Consider the following 15,402-nt stretch of genomic DNA (forward strand, 5'->3'; position numbering starts at 1 on the left):
GTGACGTAAGAAGGAAGGTAAGGCAAGATGTCCGAACAGGATAAGAACAACGTAGAGAAAGTGGGAAATGGGCAGGTGGAGGATACGAAGAAGCATCATGAGGACGAATATGAGAAGATTTGTTTTGTGTGCAGGCGTCCGGAGACGACTACAGGCAAGATGATTGATCTTCCCAACGGCATCTCAATCTGCAGCGATTGTATGCAGAAGAGTTTTGACGCTATGATGAGCGGGCAGGTAGATTACAGCCAGCTCATGAATCTGAATATCCCGGGCGTACAGATTTTTAATATGGCTGACATGGAGCAGAATGTCCCAAAGAAGCAGAAGATTAAGAAGAAAAAGGAGGGGGAAGAGAAAAAGCCCCTGATTGACATCCGCAATATCCCTGCGCCCCATAGAATCAAAGGGAAACTGGATGAGTATGTGGTGGGACAGGAGTACGCGAAAAAGGCTATGTCTGTGGCAGTCTATAACCATTATAAGCGTGTGGCGACGGACACCATGGATGATATCGAGATTGAGAAGTCGAATATGCTGATGATCGGGCCTACTGGTTCTGGTAAGACTTATCTTGTGAAGACGCTGGCAAGGCTTTTGGACGTTCCCCTTGCCATCACAGACGCCACTTCCCTGACGGAAGCAGGATATATCGGGGATGATATCGAGAGTGTCGTATCGAAACTTCTGGCTGCTGCTGGCAATGATGTGGAGAAGGCGGAACAAGGGATTATTTTCATCGATGAGATTGACAAGATTGCCAAGAAGAAGAACACCAACCAGAGAGATGTAAGCGGGGAATCTGTCCAGCAGGGGATGTTAAAGCTTCTTGAGGGAAGCGACGTGGAGGTTCCGGTAGGGGCGAACAGCAAGAATGCCATGGTTCCGCTTACCACTGTGAATACGAAGAATATTCTGTTTATCTGCGGCGGGGCGTTCCCGGATTTGGATAAGATCATTAAAGAGCGGCTGACGAAGCAGTCTTCCATTGGGTTCGGGGCGGAGCTAAAAGACAGGTATGACAGGGACAAGACGATTCTTGAGAAGGTGGCCACCGAGGATTTGCGTAATTTTGGGATGATACCCGAATTTTTAGGACGCCTTCCGATAGTATTTACCTTGCGGGGTCTGAGTGAGGAGATGATGGTGAAGATTCTGACTGAGCCTAAGAATGCGATTTTGAAACAGTATCAAAAGCTGCTTGCATTAGATGAGGTAAAGTTGGAATTTGATGAAGGCGCATTGGCGGCGATTGCGAAGAAGGCTGTGGAGAAGGATACGGGCGCAAGGGCGCTCAGGGCGATTATTGAGGAGTTCATGCTGGATATTATGTTCGAGATCCCTAAGGATGATAATATCGGGCAGGTGACGATTACGCGGGAATACATAGAGGGGACAGGCGGGCCGCTGATCATGCTGAGAGGGCAGGAGGTGCCGCGTATTACGGGTTAGATTTTTTGCTGTGAAGAATACGAGGAACACCTCATATACTAAGAGAAAAGGTATATGAGGTGTTTTTATGGATAGAGAAACTTGCCGGAAAATGATTATGTCAGAGGACTTTATTGATTTTATCGCTCCGGTTTACCGGGAGATAACGCCAGAGGAGGCGCAAAGGGCGATGGCATGCGTCCAGTCCATGGATTTTGGGTTTCAGGCAGTCTACGTAGAGAGGACGCTGACGGAGCCGGTATCTTTGGAATACTATCGTTACAATTCCATTCCAAACTGTTACCAGCTAATGGATTTACAGGCAATGGATGATGCGGGGATCAGCGTGGTACAAAGTTACCCGACGCTGAATCTTCAGGGAAACGGAGTCATGGTGGGCATACTGGATACCGGAATCGATTACCGGAATCCCCTCTTCCGAAATATCGACGGCTCCACGAGAATTGCCGGCATCTGGGATCAGACCATACAGGACGGCACACTTCCCGACGGATTGGATTACGGAAGCGAATACACAGAAGAAATGATTAATGAAGCGCTGCGCTCAGAAAATCCACTGGAAATCGTCCCCAGCATGGACACGGAGGGACATGGTACATTTATCGCCAGTGTTGCGGCTGGAAATGCCGATTTGGAACACCGGTTTATCGGAGCCGCCCCGGAGGCGACTCTTGCGGTGGTGAAACTAAAGCCTGCGAAAGCCTATCTCAAGGACTTTTACGTCATCCGCCAGGATGCGACCTGTTTTCAGGAGAATGATATCATGCTCGCTATGAAGTACATCAATGCCCTTGCGCGGAAACGCAATATGCCTTTGGTCATGTGTGTTGCCCTTGGCACGAACCTGGGCGGCCATAACGGAACCTCCCTTCTGTCTAACATGCTTGACGCTTATTCGTCGGTACTGAACAGGAGTGTTGTAATCAGCGCAGGAAACGGGGCGGTTCACAGGCATCACTTTTCCCGGGAACTTAGCAGTATGGATGATACCGCGGACGCCGAGATTCGTGTGGGAGAAGGGGTAGAAGGCTTCGTGGCAGAGCTGTGGACGGCAGTCCCCAATGTCATGACCGTTGCCATTACCTCTCCTTCCGGGGAAAGGACGGGGTATATTACACTCAAGCAAGGGCGGGAATACCGGGAGACTTTTGTGTTTGACAGGACAGAAGTGGAGGTAGAGTACCGGCTGTTGCTGGAGAACAATGATTCACAATTAATCTTTATGAGAATCCGGAATCCGGCGCCGGGGATCTGGAAAATCAGTGTGAAACCTGTGCTGCGCTCTGATGGGAGATTCCATATCTGGCTGCCAGTCCAGGACTTCCTGACCGGAGAGGTATATTTCTTAGAGGCAAACCCGGACACGACCCTGGCGGAACCGGGAAGCAGTTTAGTTGCGATGACGGTCGCATACTATAATGGAGTTGATAAATCAGTTGATATTAATTCCGGGAGGGGGTATACTAGAGATGGAAGAGTCAAACCAGATTATGCGGTGCCTGGCGTACTGGTATCCGGCGCCGGATTGAACAATGAGTTCGTGGTCCGCAGCGGTTCCAGTGTTGCGGCGGGAATCGCAACAGGGGCGGTGGCGCTTCTGATGGAATGGGTGCTGAACAATACGGAGGCGTGGGGGGTGAATTCCAGCCAGATTCGGAATATCATCCTTCTGGGCGCGGAGCAGAGGCCTGGGATGGAAAGCCCGAATCGGGAGTGGGGGTATGGAGCCATGAACCTGTATCGTTCCCTGGACATTTTACGCCAGTTGTAGTGAACGCAAGAAAGAGAGAAAAGGAGAAGATAAAATGGCAGATTTTTTTGGTGAACTGGGAAAGAAGATTTCAGATACGGCAAGTGATTTTAGCAAAAAAGCAGAGGATACGCTGGAGATTCAGAAGATTAAGAACGACATCCGTTCGATGAAGCGCTCCAATGAGCGGGACTTGAAGGATATCGGACGCATGGTCTATGAGAAGTTCCGGAAAGGCGAGGTAGACGATACCGAATACATTTCCTTGTGTGAAGAGATTGAGAAACGTGAGGAAGAGATTGAGAAGCAGGAAGAGCAGATCGTGAAGATCAAAGAGGAGATATAGAATGCTCTCCGCTATGCTGGTAATATTTGCAATACTGCTCGGCGCGGATATCATGATTAAGAAACGGGTGGAGGAAGAACTGAACCCAGGCGAAGAAAGGGAGCTCCCGGGCGGAAAGATTGTAATCCGTAAGGTATATAACCGGGGATTCCTGCTGAACCTGTTTGACGAGTACCCGGCGGCTGTGAAGGGGATGTCTCTGTTTGCCGGCGCCGGGGTGATGGCGTGGGATGTCTTGACATTTGCAAAAAAGAGGAATTATATCAGGAAATTGGGCATGACTCTGGTGAGCGCCGGGGCGGCGAGCAACCTCTTCGACAGGTTGGCGAGGGGGAAGGTAGTCGATTATATTGGGCTTAGGACAAAAAAGAAGCATATCGGGAGGATTACGGCGAATCTGGGGGATATCTACCTTGCTATGGGGAGCGTACTGGTAATGGCAGGAGAGATTCTTGCTGTGATACTGCATGGAAATCATCCGAAAAAATAAGGCATTGTCGGAATATGGCTGTTATGGGCATATTCCGACAGTGCCTTTTTTGTTTATGGCTGTGACCCGCAGCTAAAAAAATCCTTTATCTGTCCAAGGACAATCTCCATCAGCCGTGTCCTTGCCTCCACGCTTGCCCATGCAATGTGGGGAGTAATGAGCAATCTTCGGCTGTCCTGAATCCTAAGGAGCGGGTTGTCCGGGCTCATAGGCTCTTCGCAAAGAACATCCAGTCCTGCGGCAGCAATCTCCTTCTGTTCGATTGCTTCGGCAAGATCTTGCTCCACCACAATCGGACCTCTTCCAAGGTTCAGGAAGATGCAAGAGTTCTTCATTTTCTTAAATGCAGCGGCATCGAGCAGATTCTCCGTATATTCATTTAGCGGTGCGTGTACGGAAATGATGTCGGATGTGCTAAGAAGGGTGTCCATATCGGTCTGATAGTATCCCTCCTGAGGCGTACTGCCTGAGGGAGAGGTGTAGATTACATGGGAGCCAAAGGCTTCGGCGATAGAGGCCACCCGCCTTCCGATATTACCAAGCCCGATGATGCCCCAGGTCTTATTCTTCAATTCATAAAAATGTTCCTCAAAATGGGTGAATGACGTGTCGCACGCGTAACGCCCGTCTTTCACATAATCATCGTAATACCGCAGCTTTTCCAGTAAATAAAACAGCATGGCAAAGGTATGCTGTGCGACGGACTCCGTAGAGTATCCATTGACATTCCTCCATGCGATGTTGCGGCTGTCCAGATATTCTTTGTCCAAGTTGTTCGTGCCGGTGGCAGTTACGCACACCAGTTTCAGGCGAGGGGCTTCTCCTATCGTCTCAGCATCAATCCGTACCTTGTTCAATACAATGACGTCTGCGTCTGCAATCCGACCGGGAACCTGGGCGGGGGTGGAGAAGGGGTACTTCACGACTTCTCCGAGCCGGTCATAACCGGACAGATCAATATCTTCGCCGATTGTCTTAACGTCTAAAAATACAATCTTCATTATCATACCTCCTGAAATTGTGAAATAGGATTGGGGGAAAAAATCGGGAAACCCGATAGGATAGGGCTTCCCGCAAAATAAAAAGCGGGTGATGGGAATCGAACCCACGTATCTAGCTTGGAAGGCTAGTGTTCTACCATTGAACTACACCCGCATGAATATCGGGGTGACAGGATTTGAACCTGCGGCCTCCTGGTCCCAAACCAGGCGCTCTAGCCAAGCTGAGCCACACCCCGATGAGATATTCTTGTTAATTCTTTAACCGTGTTATATGATAGCATCTTTGGGAAAAAATAGCAAGTACTATTTTCAAAAAATGAAATAAAATATATACGGTCGTTACTTTTCACACCCACGCCAGTAATAGGCTTTTTAGAAAGTGTTGGTAAATGTGCTGAAATTAAAAAAAATTTTATCCACAGTAAATGATACATTTGAGGACAAAATGTTATTAACATTTTGTCCTCAGATATTTCTTGTGGATAACATTTCCTCTTTTCTGTTTTTCGTCTTAAACCCCCCTTCTCACATCTCTTTCTGCGTGGTTTAATATCCATTTGTCTTGAAAAATCAACAATTTATCCCTGGCAAAATGACGAATGCCAGATTTCATTCATTCGCTTTTTTTCCAGGTTTCTGCTATACTTTTTTTATTACAAGTGCGGAGGCAGCAATGAGTAAAGAAACATCACTTATAAAAAAATATGAATTACAGATTTCTAAATTGGAGAATGCTCTTAAAGAAGCAGAAAATGTAATCCGAATCCAGGAAAAATGTATTCGGACTTCGGAAGAGCTTCTTGAACAGAAAGAAGAATATATTTCCATGCTGACATTACAACTGGAAGAGACAATAGAATTAAGCAGAACGATGGCACAGGTATTAGATTCCCGCCCTAATTCATCAAAGGAGATTACAGATGAATCCATTTGAATATACAAGTGCATTACAGTACAAAGTGAAATCACTGGCACAGCAGATCGCCGAATTTAAATCCGGCGAGAGATACCAAAAATTAGAAGAAGAATATAAGAGTATTATTCGGAAACTTGAAAAAAATATCCGGGAATTAAAACAAGAATTAGCACAGGCACGTAAGGAGATCCGGTCTGTCCGTAATCAATGGATGGAAGCAAATGATGATCTTTACCACGAATGCCAAAAAGAACTTGACAGGAAAGACCGTCTCATTGCAAAGCTCAAAAAAGAGAATCTGGAAGTTGTTCGCCAGAGAGATGAAGCATTAGATAAATGCCGTGATATAAGACAGGAATTCTACAGGGTAGGGGCTGAACTGGAGGAAGAAAAAGGCCTGAACCAAAAACTGACTGCGCAGGTCAATATGGATTTTGAGAATTCATCCATCCCCTCTTCCCAGCAGAAACCCGGCAGGAAAAAAATCCCGAACAGCCGGGTAAAAACTGACCGGAAACCGGGCGGACAGCCAGGCCATGCCGGACACCGCAGGAAGCTCCATGCCGTAACAGAGACACATGAAATCCCTGCACCTGCAAAATACCTGGATAAAGAGAATTATTATGAGACGGGAAAAATCATTCGGAAACAGAAAGTGGTCATCCAGATGTCTGTAGCGGTCATGGAATATACGACAAAGGAATACCGTGACAAAAGAACCGGAGCCCGTGTACATGCTCCATTTCCAGAAGGATATATCAATGAAGTGAACTATGACGGGACGGTGAAGGCACTTGCCTTTCTCCTGAGCAATGAATGCAACGTATCCCATGGAAAAATAAGAAAGCTAATCTCAGAATTGACAAAAGGCGAGATCGAACTGTCCGACGGCATGATCAATGGTCTTACCAGGGAATTTTCAGCGAAAACAGCGGAAGAGAAAAAAGAGATTATAAAGAAACTAATGCAGTCTCCGGTCATGAATGCAGATTTTACAAACGCATCTGTAAATGGGCACAGTGCGCAGGTCCTTATACTTGCATCCCCGATTGCAGATGTGGCACTTTATATAGGCAGGGAGAAAAAAGGGCATAAAGGAATAGAAGGAACGCCGCTGGAGAATTATGTTGGGATTGTCTTGCATGACCATGACAAGACATTTTACCATTATGGAACAAAACATCAGGAGTGTACCCAGCATGACTGCCGCTATCTGATCGGCAGCGAGCAGAATGAGCCGCAGCTGGAATGGAACAAGGAGATGCACGGATTGTTCCAGGAGATGCTGCATTACCGAAATGGGTTGGGGGAGAAAGAACTTGATCCGATAATTGTTGAGGGATTCGAGAAAAGGTATGACGAAATCCTGAACAAGGCGGAGAAAGAATATCAGGATGAGCCGCCGACGGAGTATTATAGGGAAGGGTATAATCTATTTCTCCGGTTAAGGGAATATAAAGAAAGCGAATTATTGTTCCTGCATGACAAACGGGTTCCAGCCAATAATTCCCTATGTGAAAGATTGGCAAGAGTCTATAAACGAAAACAGAAGCAGGCAATTACTCTGCGGAGCCAAGAAAGTTTAAACGATATTTGTAATGGCTTAAGCATAGTCTATTTGTTACGCTCACAAAATGTAGATGTATATCAGAAGATATCAGAAATATATGAACGGAAACGCCCGCCCAAAATAAAACAGGAAAAGGTTGTTGCTAAAGCTTAACGCCAAAGCAGCAACCTTTTTTATTATACAGATGGCGTGGGTGTGAAATGTAACATACGGTCAGGAAAGACGTCGAAAATATTTTCGCAGAGTAGGTTACTCTGCGATTTTTCTTTAAATAGCAAATCTATTATACCCATCTAATAAGAATAATTCAATACCTAAATTCTTTTTGTTACATTTTGATTTAAAATTATCTGATAATTGAGAAGTAATACCTAAAATAATTGGTGTATATTGTGAATTTTTACATATTTTCTCGTAATATCAGATGAAATATATGGAATGTTGTCACCAATTTTTCGCAGAGTAACCTACTCCACGAAAGAAGGGATAACTATTTGGCACGTAATATCCTGCAAGCCGCAGGAAGAATATAAAATTTTGGATATTTGCAATAAACACCTTTCCCCCAATTCACTCAGGAAAGGATTCATTTTAACCTATGACCGGATGCGCCGCTATGAGGGCAGATGGCATCTGGAACGAAACATTTTATTTCCAGCCCATGTATTTCTGGAAAGCGAAGACGAAAATCTTTTGGCGGACGAGATAAAAGCGTGCTTCTGCCTGCAGGGAATCAAGCTGTTTACCGTGGCAAGAAATGAAGAGATATTTCTGAAAAAGTTGTGTGGTGAGAGCCACAACTTGAACATGTCGGAAGGAATCATCCGCAGAGGTATTCCGAAGATTATTCGGGGACCGCTGAAAGGAATGGAAAGCCGGATTTGTAAAATAGACCGGCATAAACGTCTGGCAAAGGTGGAAACGACAATATATTCCGATGAACCAGAAAGCCGGATTTTTCCATATCTGACGGCAGGGCTTGAGATAACAGAAAAGGATGTGGAGATATGTCAATAAAACCATTTAAAAATAAGATATGGCTGGCGTCCCCCACAATGCACGGGGACGAGCAAAAATTTGTAAAAGAGGCATTTGACACAAACTGGGTATCTACAGTCGGAAAGAACCTGGAGCGTTTGGAGCAGGAAATCTGCAGCTATGTAGGCTGTACGCATGCAGTAGCATTATCGGCAGGTACGGCGGCGCTGCACCTTGCAGTCAAGTTAGCAGGAATAAAAAAAGGCGACAAGGTTTTGTGTTCGGATCTGACGTTCGCCGCCACCGTGAATCCAGTCAGCTATGAGCAGGGTATACAGGTATTTATCGACAGTGAGCGCGATACCTGGAACATGGATCCCGCTGCCCTGGAGCGCGCATTTCAAAAATATCCGGATGCAAAGGCGGTTATTGCAGCAAATCTGTACGGAACCCCGGCAAAGCTTTCCGAACTCCGGGATATATGCAGAAAATACCATGCAGTATTCATCGAAGATGCGGCGGAATCCCTGGGAGCGACATACAGAGGACAGCAGACCGGAACGTTTGGGGCATACAACGTCATAAGCTTTAACGGAAATAAGATTATTACTACATCCGGGGGAGGAATGCTCCTGACGGACGAGGAAGAAGCCGCAAGAAAGGTAAGGTTCTGGTCCACTCAGGCACGTGAAAATGTGCCGTGGTATCAACACAAAGAATTAGGATACAATTACCGTATGTCCAACATTCTTGCCGGAATCGGAAGAGGGCAGCTGCGTTATCTGGAAGAACACAGGATACGAAAAAAACAAATCTACCAAAGATATGAGCAAGGCTTAAAGGGATTCCCTTTGACCATGAATCCATTCCTGGAATATACAGAACCGAATTTCTGGCTTAGCTGTATTTTAATTGATAAGGGTATAGAAGTCTCTCCGGTAAAGATTAGAGAAAAACTTGAGGAGTATCATGTGGAATCCCGTCCCATCTGGAAACCCATGCATCTCCAGCCCGTATATGAAAACTACGATTTCGTTATGGCGGAAGAAGGGGAAGACGTAGGGAAAGATATCTTTTGCAGAGGGTTATGCCTTCCAAGCGATATCAAAATGACGGAGCAAGAGCAGGAAATCATTATGGAGCTTATAAAAAACTGTTTTGTATAAAAAGAAATGGATGGAATCATGATACAAGGTCATAAGGCTGGATTCTATGAGAAATACATAAAACGTCCCCAGGATGTTATCCTTGCCGTGGCTGCACTGATTATGTTAAGCCCGCTGATTGGGATTCTGGCGGTTCTTGTGGGCTGTAAGATGGGAACCCCAGTGATATTCAGGCAGGCAAGGCCTGGATTGGGCGGAAAGGTTTTCTACATATACAAGTTCCGTACCATGACGGAGGAAAAAGATTCCTGTGGCAAACTTCTTCCTGATTGCGCAAGGCTTACTAAATTCGGAAAGTTTCTGCGCTCCACGAGCCTGGATGAATTGCCGGAACTCTTCAACATTATAAAGGGCGATATGAGTATCGTAGGACCAAGACCGCTGCTTGTCGCGTATCTTCCGCTTTACAATGAGCGGCAGAAGAGACGGCATGAAGTCCGTCCGGGAATAACCGGGTATGCGCAGGTCAACGGGAGAAATGCAATCTCATGGGAGAAAAAATTTGAGCTGGATGTAGCGTACGTGGATCATATACGGTTTGTCAGTGATTGGAAAATCATAGCCAGAACCATTTCGGCTGTGTTAAGGAGAGAAGGTATCAGTTCGGATACATCTGTGACGATGGAGGAATTTCATGGGAGCAAAGAGTAAGAAGCTATACATCATAGGCGCCGGAGGATTTGGAAGAGAAGTGTCGTGGCTTGTGGAACGCATCAACGCCGACACCCCGAGCTGGGAGATTGCAGGATTTATTGACGACAATCCTGTGTTTCATGGAAATGAAGAAAGAGGATATCCGGTATTAGGCGGATGCGAGTATTTTGAAAACATTATGGAAGAAGTGTGGGCAGTCTGCGCAATCGGTTCTGCGAAAATCAGAATTCAGGTGACGGAAAAACTGAGGACATATAAGAATGTCAGATTTGCGACATTGATTGACCCAAGCGTCATGATATCAGAAGAAAATACGGTAGGAGAAGGTACGATTATCTGTGCCGGTTCCATTATTACGGTGGGGATTTCTATCGGAAATCATGTAATCGTCAACCTGGACTGCACGGTCGGGCATGACGATTCCATACAAGATTTTGTGACGTTATACCCAAGCGTAAACGTATCGGGGAATGTACGGATAGAGCGGGGAGCCGAGCTGGGAACCGGGACACAGGTCATTCAAGGAAAGAAAATCGGGCGAGATACCATAGTGGGCGCAGGAGCGGTGGTAATCCGGGATCTTCCCGATCGGTGTGTCGCAGTGGGGGTTCCGGCTAGACCCGTAAAATTTTTGGATTGAGGGAGAAATTGGATGAAAAGAGTATTAATGGCGGCTACCGTGCCATCAATGATAGGCCAATTTAATATGGAAAACATCCGTTTGCTCCTGAATATGGGATATAAAGTGGATGTGGCGTGTGATTTTAACGACACATCCGTGTGGCCGAAAGAAAGAACGCAGAAGCTAAAAAAAGAACTGGCAGGCATGGATGTAAACTGCATTCAATTAGACTTTTCAAGAAACCCGATCAATATAAAAAGCCATATTTCTTCCTACAGAAAAGCGGTAAATATTCTGAAAAAAGGGAAGTATGACTTTATCCATACGCATACCCCGATTGCATCGTCGATTGTGCGTATAGCGGCACATACAGCCCATACAAAAGTAATTTATACGGCTCATGGTTTCCATTTTTATGAGGGAGGTCCGCTAAAAAACTGGCTGCTGTTTTATCCTATAGAAAAGTTCCTCAGCAGATGGACAGATGTTCTGATTACAATTAATAAAGAAGATTATCACAGAGCGAAAACAAGATTCTATGCGGCAAAGACGGTTTATATTCCGGGGGTAGGGGTAGATATTGGAAAGTTTTCGGTTTGCCAAATCAATCGATCCCAGAAGCGACGTTCCCTGGGGCTAAAAGAGGACGATTTTGTTCTTCTATCTGTAGGAGAACTAAGCGAACGGAAAAATCAGAAGATTGTTATCGAAGCGCTTCACAAAATGGCGGAAAAGGGAGCAATCGCGAATATTGTCTACCTTGTTGTCGGACGGGGTGAAATGCAGGAGAGTTTGGATGGGCTTATCAGCGTATATGGGCTGAAGGAGCATGTAAAACTTGCAGGCTTTCGTTCCGATATCGACGAGCTATGCGAGATAGCAGACTGTTTTGTACATCCGTCTGTAAGGGAAGGTTTGGGCATAGCTCCTTTGGAAGCAATGGCGGCGGGACTGCCCATGATTTCGGCAGATGTAAACGGAATAAAGGATTATACTAAGGATAAAGTTACAGGATGCTGCATAGACCCTGCGGATGTGGATCAGATGGTATTGGCAATCAAGAAAATGCATGAGGATGAGGACTTCCGGAAAAAGTGCATAGCCAATAATCTAAGAATTGCTAAAAAATTTGATATCAGAAATCTAAAGGATATTATGTCAGAAATATATCAGGGGGGGGGACTTCGTCCAATAAGGTATGGCTTAGAGAGCTTAGAGGTTCGTTTGCCTTGCTGGATGAACAGGAAAAAAGTGTGATATTGGGATGTGACATCATACGGAGTATCCCGTTGTTTTATTGTGTAAAGGAACAAAGGATTTGGGTTGGCGATGATGCGGCAAAGATAGCGGAGAAAAGCAAGTCGGTATTGCAGGATGAAAATGTAAACGAGTTTTTGAGAGCCAGTTATGTTACAGAAAATGAAACAATTTTTCGGGGAATTTATCAGGTCCTTCCGGGCGAGTATGTGGTGATATCGAGAGAAGACGGAAGTATTTTCAGAAAATCTTATTATGAATGCCGTTATACCTGTGACGGTACAGGAGTGGAAAAGGAGTTTTTGGAAGAATTGGACGCCTGCCTTGACGAAGTATTCTGTGACATGATACAGCGTTTGGATGGAAGAACGGCGCTGATACCGTTAAGCGGCGGATGTGACTCAAGGACGGCAGCAGTAGTTTTAAAACGGCTTGGATATAAAGATATTGTCTGTTTCTCTTACGGGCGTGCAGGGAACGAGGAGTCGGAATGCTCAAAGGAAGTGGCAGAAGCATTGGGGTGTCCATGGCATTTTATCGAGTATAACGGGAAGGTTTGGAGAGATTTTTTCCATTCCCCTGACTATAAAAAGTATTTAGATTTTTCCTGCCGAGGGACGTCAATCGGGAGCATTCAGCCCCTTCCGGCGGTATTGGAGTTGAAGCGGAGAGAGCTTGCTGTGGAAAACGCCGTTGTTATTCCCGGGCATGCGTTGGATTTTCTTGCAGGCAGTCACATTCATATCGAAAACAGGGAATATAACCGAACCGAAATGGCGGCGATGATTTTACAAGATCATTATAATCTGCGGACATCGCCCACGGTTCAAAAAGCAGTCAGAAAATGGGTAAAAAATATTCCTGAAACACTGTCGCCAAGAGGTATGGTTCAGGAGTACATGCTGTGGGAATGGAAAAACCGTCAGGCAAAATTTATTGCAAATGACGTCCGGGCCTATGAGTTCGCAGGCCTGGATTGGGAACTTCCCTTTTGGGATAAGAGGCTCTGCGATTTTTTCTCCAAACTTCCAAGGATATTTCTGGAAGGTCGGTATCTGCAATATCAATACATGCAGAATTATATCGATCCTACCGTCGGGATACAGATGGATTATATGGACTGCTCTATGTCAAAGAAGGAGAGACGAAAATCAAAATTGAAAAAAATTGCTTTTCTGAGATATCTCAACCGTGTGAAGATTTGCCTCCGAAATTATAAACATACAGGCAATGCCTTTTATGATTATATGTCGGCAGGCGACTATTTGAAATGTATTTGCAAATATGGCTGGGACTTTAATTTGAATACAATAGAGGCAGAGGATTATATTAAATTATTTATAAAATAAATGGAAAGTGTAAAGGCATATGCGAAAAGTAATGAAACTGTTTATATGTGTAATCGAATGGCTGTTTGTAAAAATACTCCAGCCATTTTTCTATCGAAAACAATATCTGAAAGGGAAATGGTTTGAAAGCATAACGGCTTTGGGATGGCGGTGGGCGGCGACGGACATTGTGCATCGGATTCTGTTTCAAACGAATCTGGGCGTACCGTGGCCAGTGTCGCCTTATATGAAGTGTGGAAGTAATATAGAGTTTCATGTGGACGACATAAATAATTTCCAGGGGGCAGGAAATTATTTTCAAACGTTTGCGGGTAAGATTACTATTGGAAAGGGGACTTATATTGCCCAGAATGTGGGAATTATTACGGCAAATCATGATTTGATGGAGCCGGACGTCCATCAACAGGGAAAAGAAGTGATATTGGGGGAAAAGTGTTGGATAGGTATGAATGCCGTGATATTACCAGGGGTTAAGCTGGGGGACCATACGGTGGTAGGAGCCGGTTCGGTAGTTACCAAAAGCTTTGAGGAGGGTTACTGCGTCGTTGCAGGAAACCCTGGAAGACAGATTCGTAGGTTGTAAGTATGCCGAAATTCAGGTTAATTTTCTCCTATATTGACAAAAATAATTTTAACGGATATACTAATAACCAGAAGAGCAGTTGCGAATTATATTTTATACTTGCAGGGAATATTCCATGGGATAAGTCTATGCAGGGCTGGGGTCACCCAATAAAGTATAGTTCGCAGCTGCTTTTTTTCAAGTGTCTGATAGAATCTTTTTTACAGTCGTTACAGGAGGTTTGATAAAATGAGTTACAAAATGAAATGGAAAGAATTAGGAATCGATATCATCGTCGATATTGCGGCAAGTATGCTGATTGCAGTGGGAATCTACAACTTTGCGCTGAACGCCAATTTTCCGGTAGCAGGGTTTTCGGGAATCGCAATCATCCTCTACCATCTGTTTGGACTTCCAGTCGGCGCAGGAACCCTGTTACTGAACGTACCCGTCGCCATATTCTGCTACAAATTCCTGGGCAGGACATTCTTCCTGAAATCGGTCAAGACGATGATTATCTCTTCTGTTTTCATGGATTACATTGCCCCTATGTTCCCGGTATATGACGGCAACCGCCTTCTTGCGGCGCTTTGCATGGGCGTACTTGGCGGCGCAGGATATGCAATCGTGTTCATGCGCGGTTCTTCCACAGGCGGCCAGGACTTTATCAGCATGTCCATCAAGAAAGTAAAGCCGCACATGTCATTAGGAATCATCACCTTTGTACTGGATACCTCAACAATCGTTCTGGGGAGCTGGATTGTGTTCAAGGACATTGACGGTTTCATCTATGGAATCATCGTGACCTATCTCATGGCAATCGTGATGGACCGCATCCTGTACGGCGTAGACGAAGGGAAGATGACTCTTATTGTGACAGAGCATGGTGCAGAAGTAGCGGAATCCATCGACGAATACTCTGGGAGAGGCTCTACCATCCTCAAAGGAACCGGGAGCTATTCTAAGAAAAATAAGGACGTTGTCATGTGCGCCTGCAACAATAAGCAGATGTATACCATTAAGAAGATGGTGCGTAAGATTGACCCGCAGGCATTTACGATTATTATGGAGTCAAATGAGGTTGTAGGCGAAGGGTTCAAAGAAGAGGTATAATGTAGAGAATATGTAGAATCAAATCATTTTTTGATAAATCTGCAGGCAGTTTCAGAAAATAGTATAAAAAAATCGTGTGAATTTCATTGTAAATAGAGGGTCTTTTTTGTATAATTAAGATATAGTAGGAGCAAATGACATTGCATTTTATGTCGCAGAGTTTAAGTTACCGAGGT

Annotated in this window: 15 protein-coding genes and 2 tRNA genes; 14 read left to right on the forward strand and 3 right to left on the reverse strand. The window is 45.1% G+C overall.

What is annotated here, in order from left to right:
- The first annotated feature begins 27 nt into the window (after positions 1–27).
- From clpX to AC6I3O_RS07245, 4 genes are all read left to right on the forward strand, one after another.
- On the forward strand, positions 28–1,452 hold the full coding sequence (clpX, locus tag AC6I3O_RS07230) for an ATP-dependent Clp protease ATP-binding subunit ClpX (RefSeq protein WP_497850279.1): 1,425 nt from the start codon (positions 28–30) through the stop codon (positions 1,450–1,452).
- A 67-nt stretch (positions 1,453–1,519) separates the two neighbouring features.
- Entirely contained in the window at positions 1,520–3,223 is a 1,704-nt protein-coding gene (locus AC6I3O_RS07235) for a S8 family peptidase (protein ID WP_497850280.1), read from the forward strand.
- 34 nt (positions 3,224–3,257) lie between these two features.
- Positions 3,258–3,548: a hypothetical protein gene (locus AC6I3O_RS07240; RefSeq protein ID WP_497850281.1), complete on the forward strand. Its 291-nt coding sequence runs from the start codon at positions 3,258–3,260 to the stop codon at positions 3,546–3,548.
- A gap of 13 nt (positions 3,549–3,561) precedes the next feature.
- Complete coding sequence (locus AC6I3O_RS07245) at positions 3,562–4,038, forward strand: signal peptidase II (protein WP_497850282.1); 477 nt, start codon at positions 3,562–3,564, stop codon at positions 4,036–4,038.
- Between the two features lie 53 nt (positions 4,039–4,091).
- Here the strand turns inward: AC6I3O_RS07245 and AC6I3O_RS07250 are convergent, their stop codons facing one another.
- From AC6I3O_RS07250 to AC6I3O_RS07260, 3 genes are all read right to left on the reverse strand, one after another.
- The gene (locus tag AC6I3O_RS07250; protein WP_497850283.1) at positions 4,092–5,039 is read right to left on the reverse strand and encodes a D-2-hydroxyacid dehydrogenase; all 948 of its coding nucleotides are present in this window, start codon (positions 5,037–5,039) and stop codon (positions 4,092–4,094) included.
- An 83-nt stretch (positions 5,040–5,122) separates the two neighbouring features.
- Positions 5,123–5,193 (reverse strand) — tRNA-Gly (locus AC6I3O_RS07255).
- Positions 5,194–5,200: 7 nt separating this feature from the next.
- Positions 5,201–5,275 (reverse strand) — tRNA-Pro (locus tag AC6I3O_RS07260).
- A gap of 437 nt (positions 5,276–5,712) precedes the next feature.
- Between AC6I3O_RS07260 and AC6I3O_RS07265 the strand changes: the two genes are divergently transcribed.
- The 10 genes from AC6I3O_RS07265 to AC6I3O_RS07310 all read left to right on the forward strand — a co-directional run bounded on the left by AC6I3O_RS07265 (position 5,713) and on the right by AC6I3O_RS07310 (position 15,226).
- On the forward strand, positions 5,713–5,973 hold the full coding sequence (locus AC6I3O_RS07265) for a hypothetical protein (RefSeq protein ID WP_305085201.1): 261 nt from the start codon (positions 5,713–5,715) through the stop codon (positions 5,971–5,973).
- Entirely contained in the window at positions 5,960–7,678 is a 1,719-nt protein-coding gene (locus AC6I3O_RS07270; protein WP_304523303.1) for an IS66 family transposase, read from the forward strand. The genes AC6I3O_RS07265 and AC6I3O_RS07270 overlap by 14 nt, the downstream gene beginning before the upstream one ends.
- Positions 7,679–8,062: 384 nt before the next feature.
- Positions 8,063–8,542 carry a hypothetical protein gene (locus tag AC6I3O_RS07275; RefSeq protein ID WP_497850284.1) on the forward strand — a complete coding sequence of 160 codons (480 nt, stop codon included), beginning with the start codon at positions 8,063–8,065 and terminating at the stop codon, positions 8,540–8,542.
- Positions 8,533–9,669, forward strand: a complete 1,137-nt coding sequence (locus AC6I3O_RS07280; RefSeq protein ID WP_497850285.1) for an aminotransferase class I/II-fold pyridoxal phosphate-dependent enzyme — start codon at positions 8,533–8,535, stop codon at positions 9,667–9,669. The genes AC6I3O_RS07275 and AC6I3O_RS07280 overlap by 10 nt, the downstream gene beginning before the upstream one ends.
- An 18-nt stretch (positions 9,670–9,687) precedes the next feature.
- Positions 9,688–10,320, forward strand: coding sequence for a sugar transferase (locus AC6I3O_RS07285; protein ID WP_497850286.1), 633 nt, complete (start codon positions 9,688–9,690; stop codon positions 10,318–10,320).
- On the forward strand, positions 10,304–10,963 hold the full coding sequence (locus AC6I3O_RS07290; RefSeq protein WP_497850287.1) for an acetyltransferase: 660 nt from the start codon (positions 10,304–10,306) through the stop codon (positions 10,961–10,963). The genes AC6I3O_RS07285 and AC6I3O_RS07290 overlap by 17 nt, the downstream gene beginning before the upstream one ends.
- Positions 10,964–10,975: 12 nt before the next feature.
- Positions 10,976–12,202, forward strand: a complete 1,227-nt coding sequence (locus AC6I3O_RS07295; RefSeq protein WP_497850288.1) for a glycosyltransferase family 4 protein — start codon at positions 10,976–10,978, stop codon at positions 12,200–12,202.
- Positions 12,175–13,551 (forward strand): asparagine synthase-related protein, encoded by a 1,377-nt coding sequence (locus AC6I3O_RS07300; protein WP_497850289.1) that lies wholly within the window; start codon positions 12,175–12,177, stop codon positions 13,549–13,551. The genes AC6I3O_RS07295 and AC6I3O_RS07300 overlap by 28 nt, the downstream gene beginning before the upstream one ends.
- 31 nt (positions 13,552–13,582) lie before the next feature.
- Positions 13,583–14,134, forward strand: a complete 552-nt coding sequence (locus tag AC6I3O_RS07305; RefSeq protein ID WP_497850290.1) for an acyltransferase — start codon at positions 13,583–13,585, stop codon at positions 14,132–14,134.
- A gap of 228 nt (positions 14,135–14,362) precedes the next feature.
- Positions 14,363–15,226, forward strand: coding sequence for a YitT family protein (locus tag AC6I3O_RS07310; RefSeq protein ID WP_497850291.1), 864 nt, complete (start codon positions 14,363–14,365; stop codon positions 15,224–15,226).
- The last annotated feature ends 176 nt before the right edge of the window (positions 15,227–15,402 follow it).

This window comes from Sporofaciens sp. St.21A7 (genome assembly GCF_059728535.1).

Coding starts and splice junctions, on each gene's coding strand:
- AC6I3O_RS07290 (WP_497850287.1), top strand. CDS start 10,304: ATGGGAGCAAAGAGTAAGAAGCTATACATCATAGGCGCCGGAGGATTT.
- AC6I3O_RS07285 (WP_497850286.1), top strand. CDS start 9,688: ATGATACAAGGTCATAAGGCTGGATTCTATGAGAAATACATAAAACGT.
- clpX (WP_497850279.1), top strand. CDS start 28: ATGTCCGAACAGGATAAGAACAACGTAGAGAAAGTGGGAAATGGGCAG.
- AC6I3O_RS07295 (WP_497850288.1), top strand. CDS start 10,976: ATGAAAAGAGTATTAATGGCGGCTACCGTGCCATCAATGATAGGCCAA.
- AC6I3O_RS07235 (WP_497850280.1), top strand. CDS start 1,520: ATGGATAGAGAAACTTGCCGGAAAATGATTATGTCAGAGGACTTTATT.
- AC6I3O_RS07240 (WP_497850281.1), top strand. CDS start 3,258: ATGGCAGATTTTTTTGGTGAACTGGGAAAGAAGATTTCAGATACGGCA.
- AC6I3O_RS07280 (WP_497850285.1), top strand. CDS start 8,533: ATGTCAATAAAACCATTTAAAAATAAGATATGGCTGGCGTCCCCCACA.
- AC6I3O_RS07310 (WP_497850291.1), top strand. CDS start 14,363: ATGAGTTACAAAATGAAATGGAAAGAATTAGGAATCGATATCATCGTC.
- AC6I3O_RS07250 (WP_497850283.1), bottom strand. CDS start 5,039: ATGAAGATTGTATTTTTAGACGTTAAGACAATCGGCGAAGATATTGAT.
- AC6I3O_RS07265 (WP_305085201.1), top strand. CDS start 5,713: ATGAGTAAAGAAACATCACTTATAAAAAAATATGAATTACAGATTTCT.
- AC6I3O_RS07305 (WP_497850290.1), top strand. CDS start 13,583: ATGAAACTGTTTATATGTGTAATCGAATGGCTGTTTGTAAAAATACTC.
- AC6I3O_RS07270 (WP_304523303.1), top strand. CDS start 5,960: ATGAATCCATTTGAATATACAAGTGCATTACAGTACAAAGTGAAATCA.
- AC6I3O_RS07245 (WP_497850282.1), top strand. CDS start 3,562: ATGCTGGTAATATTTGCAATACTGCTCGGCGCGGATATCATGATTAAG.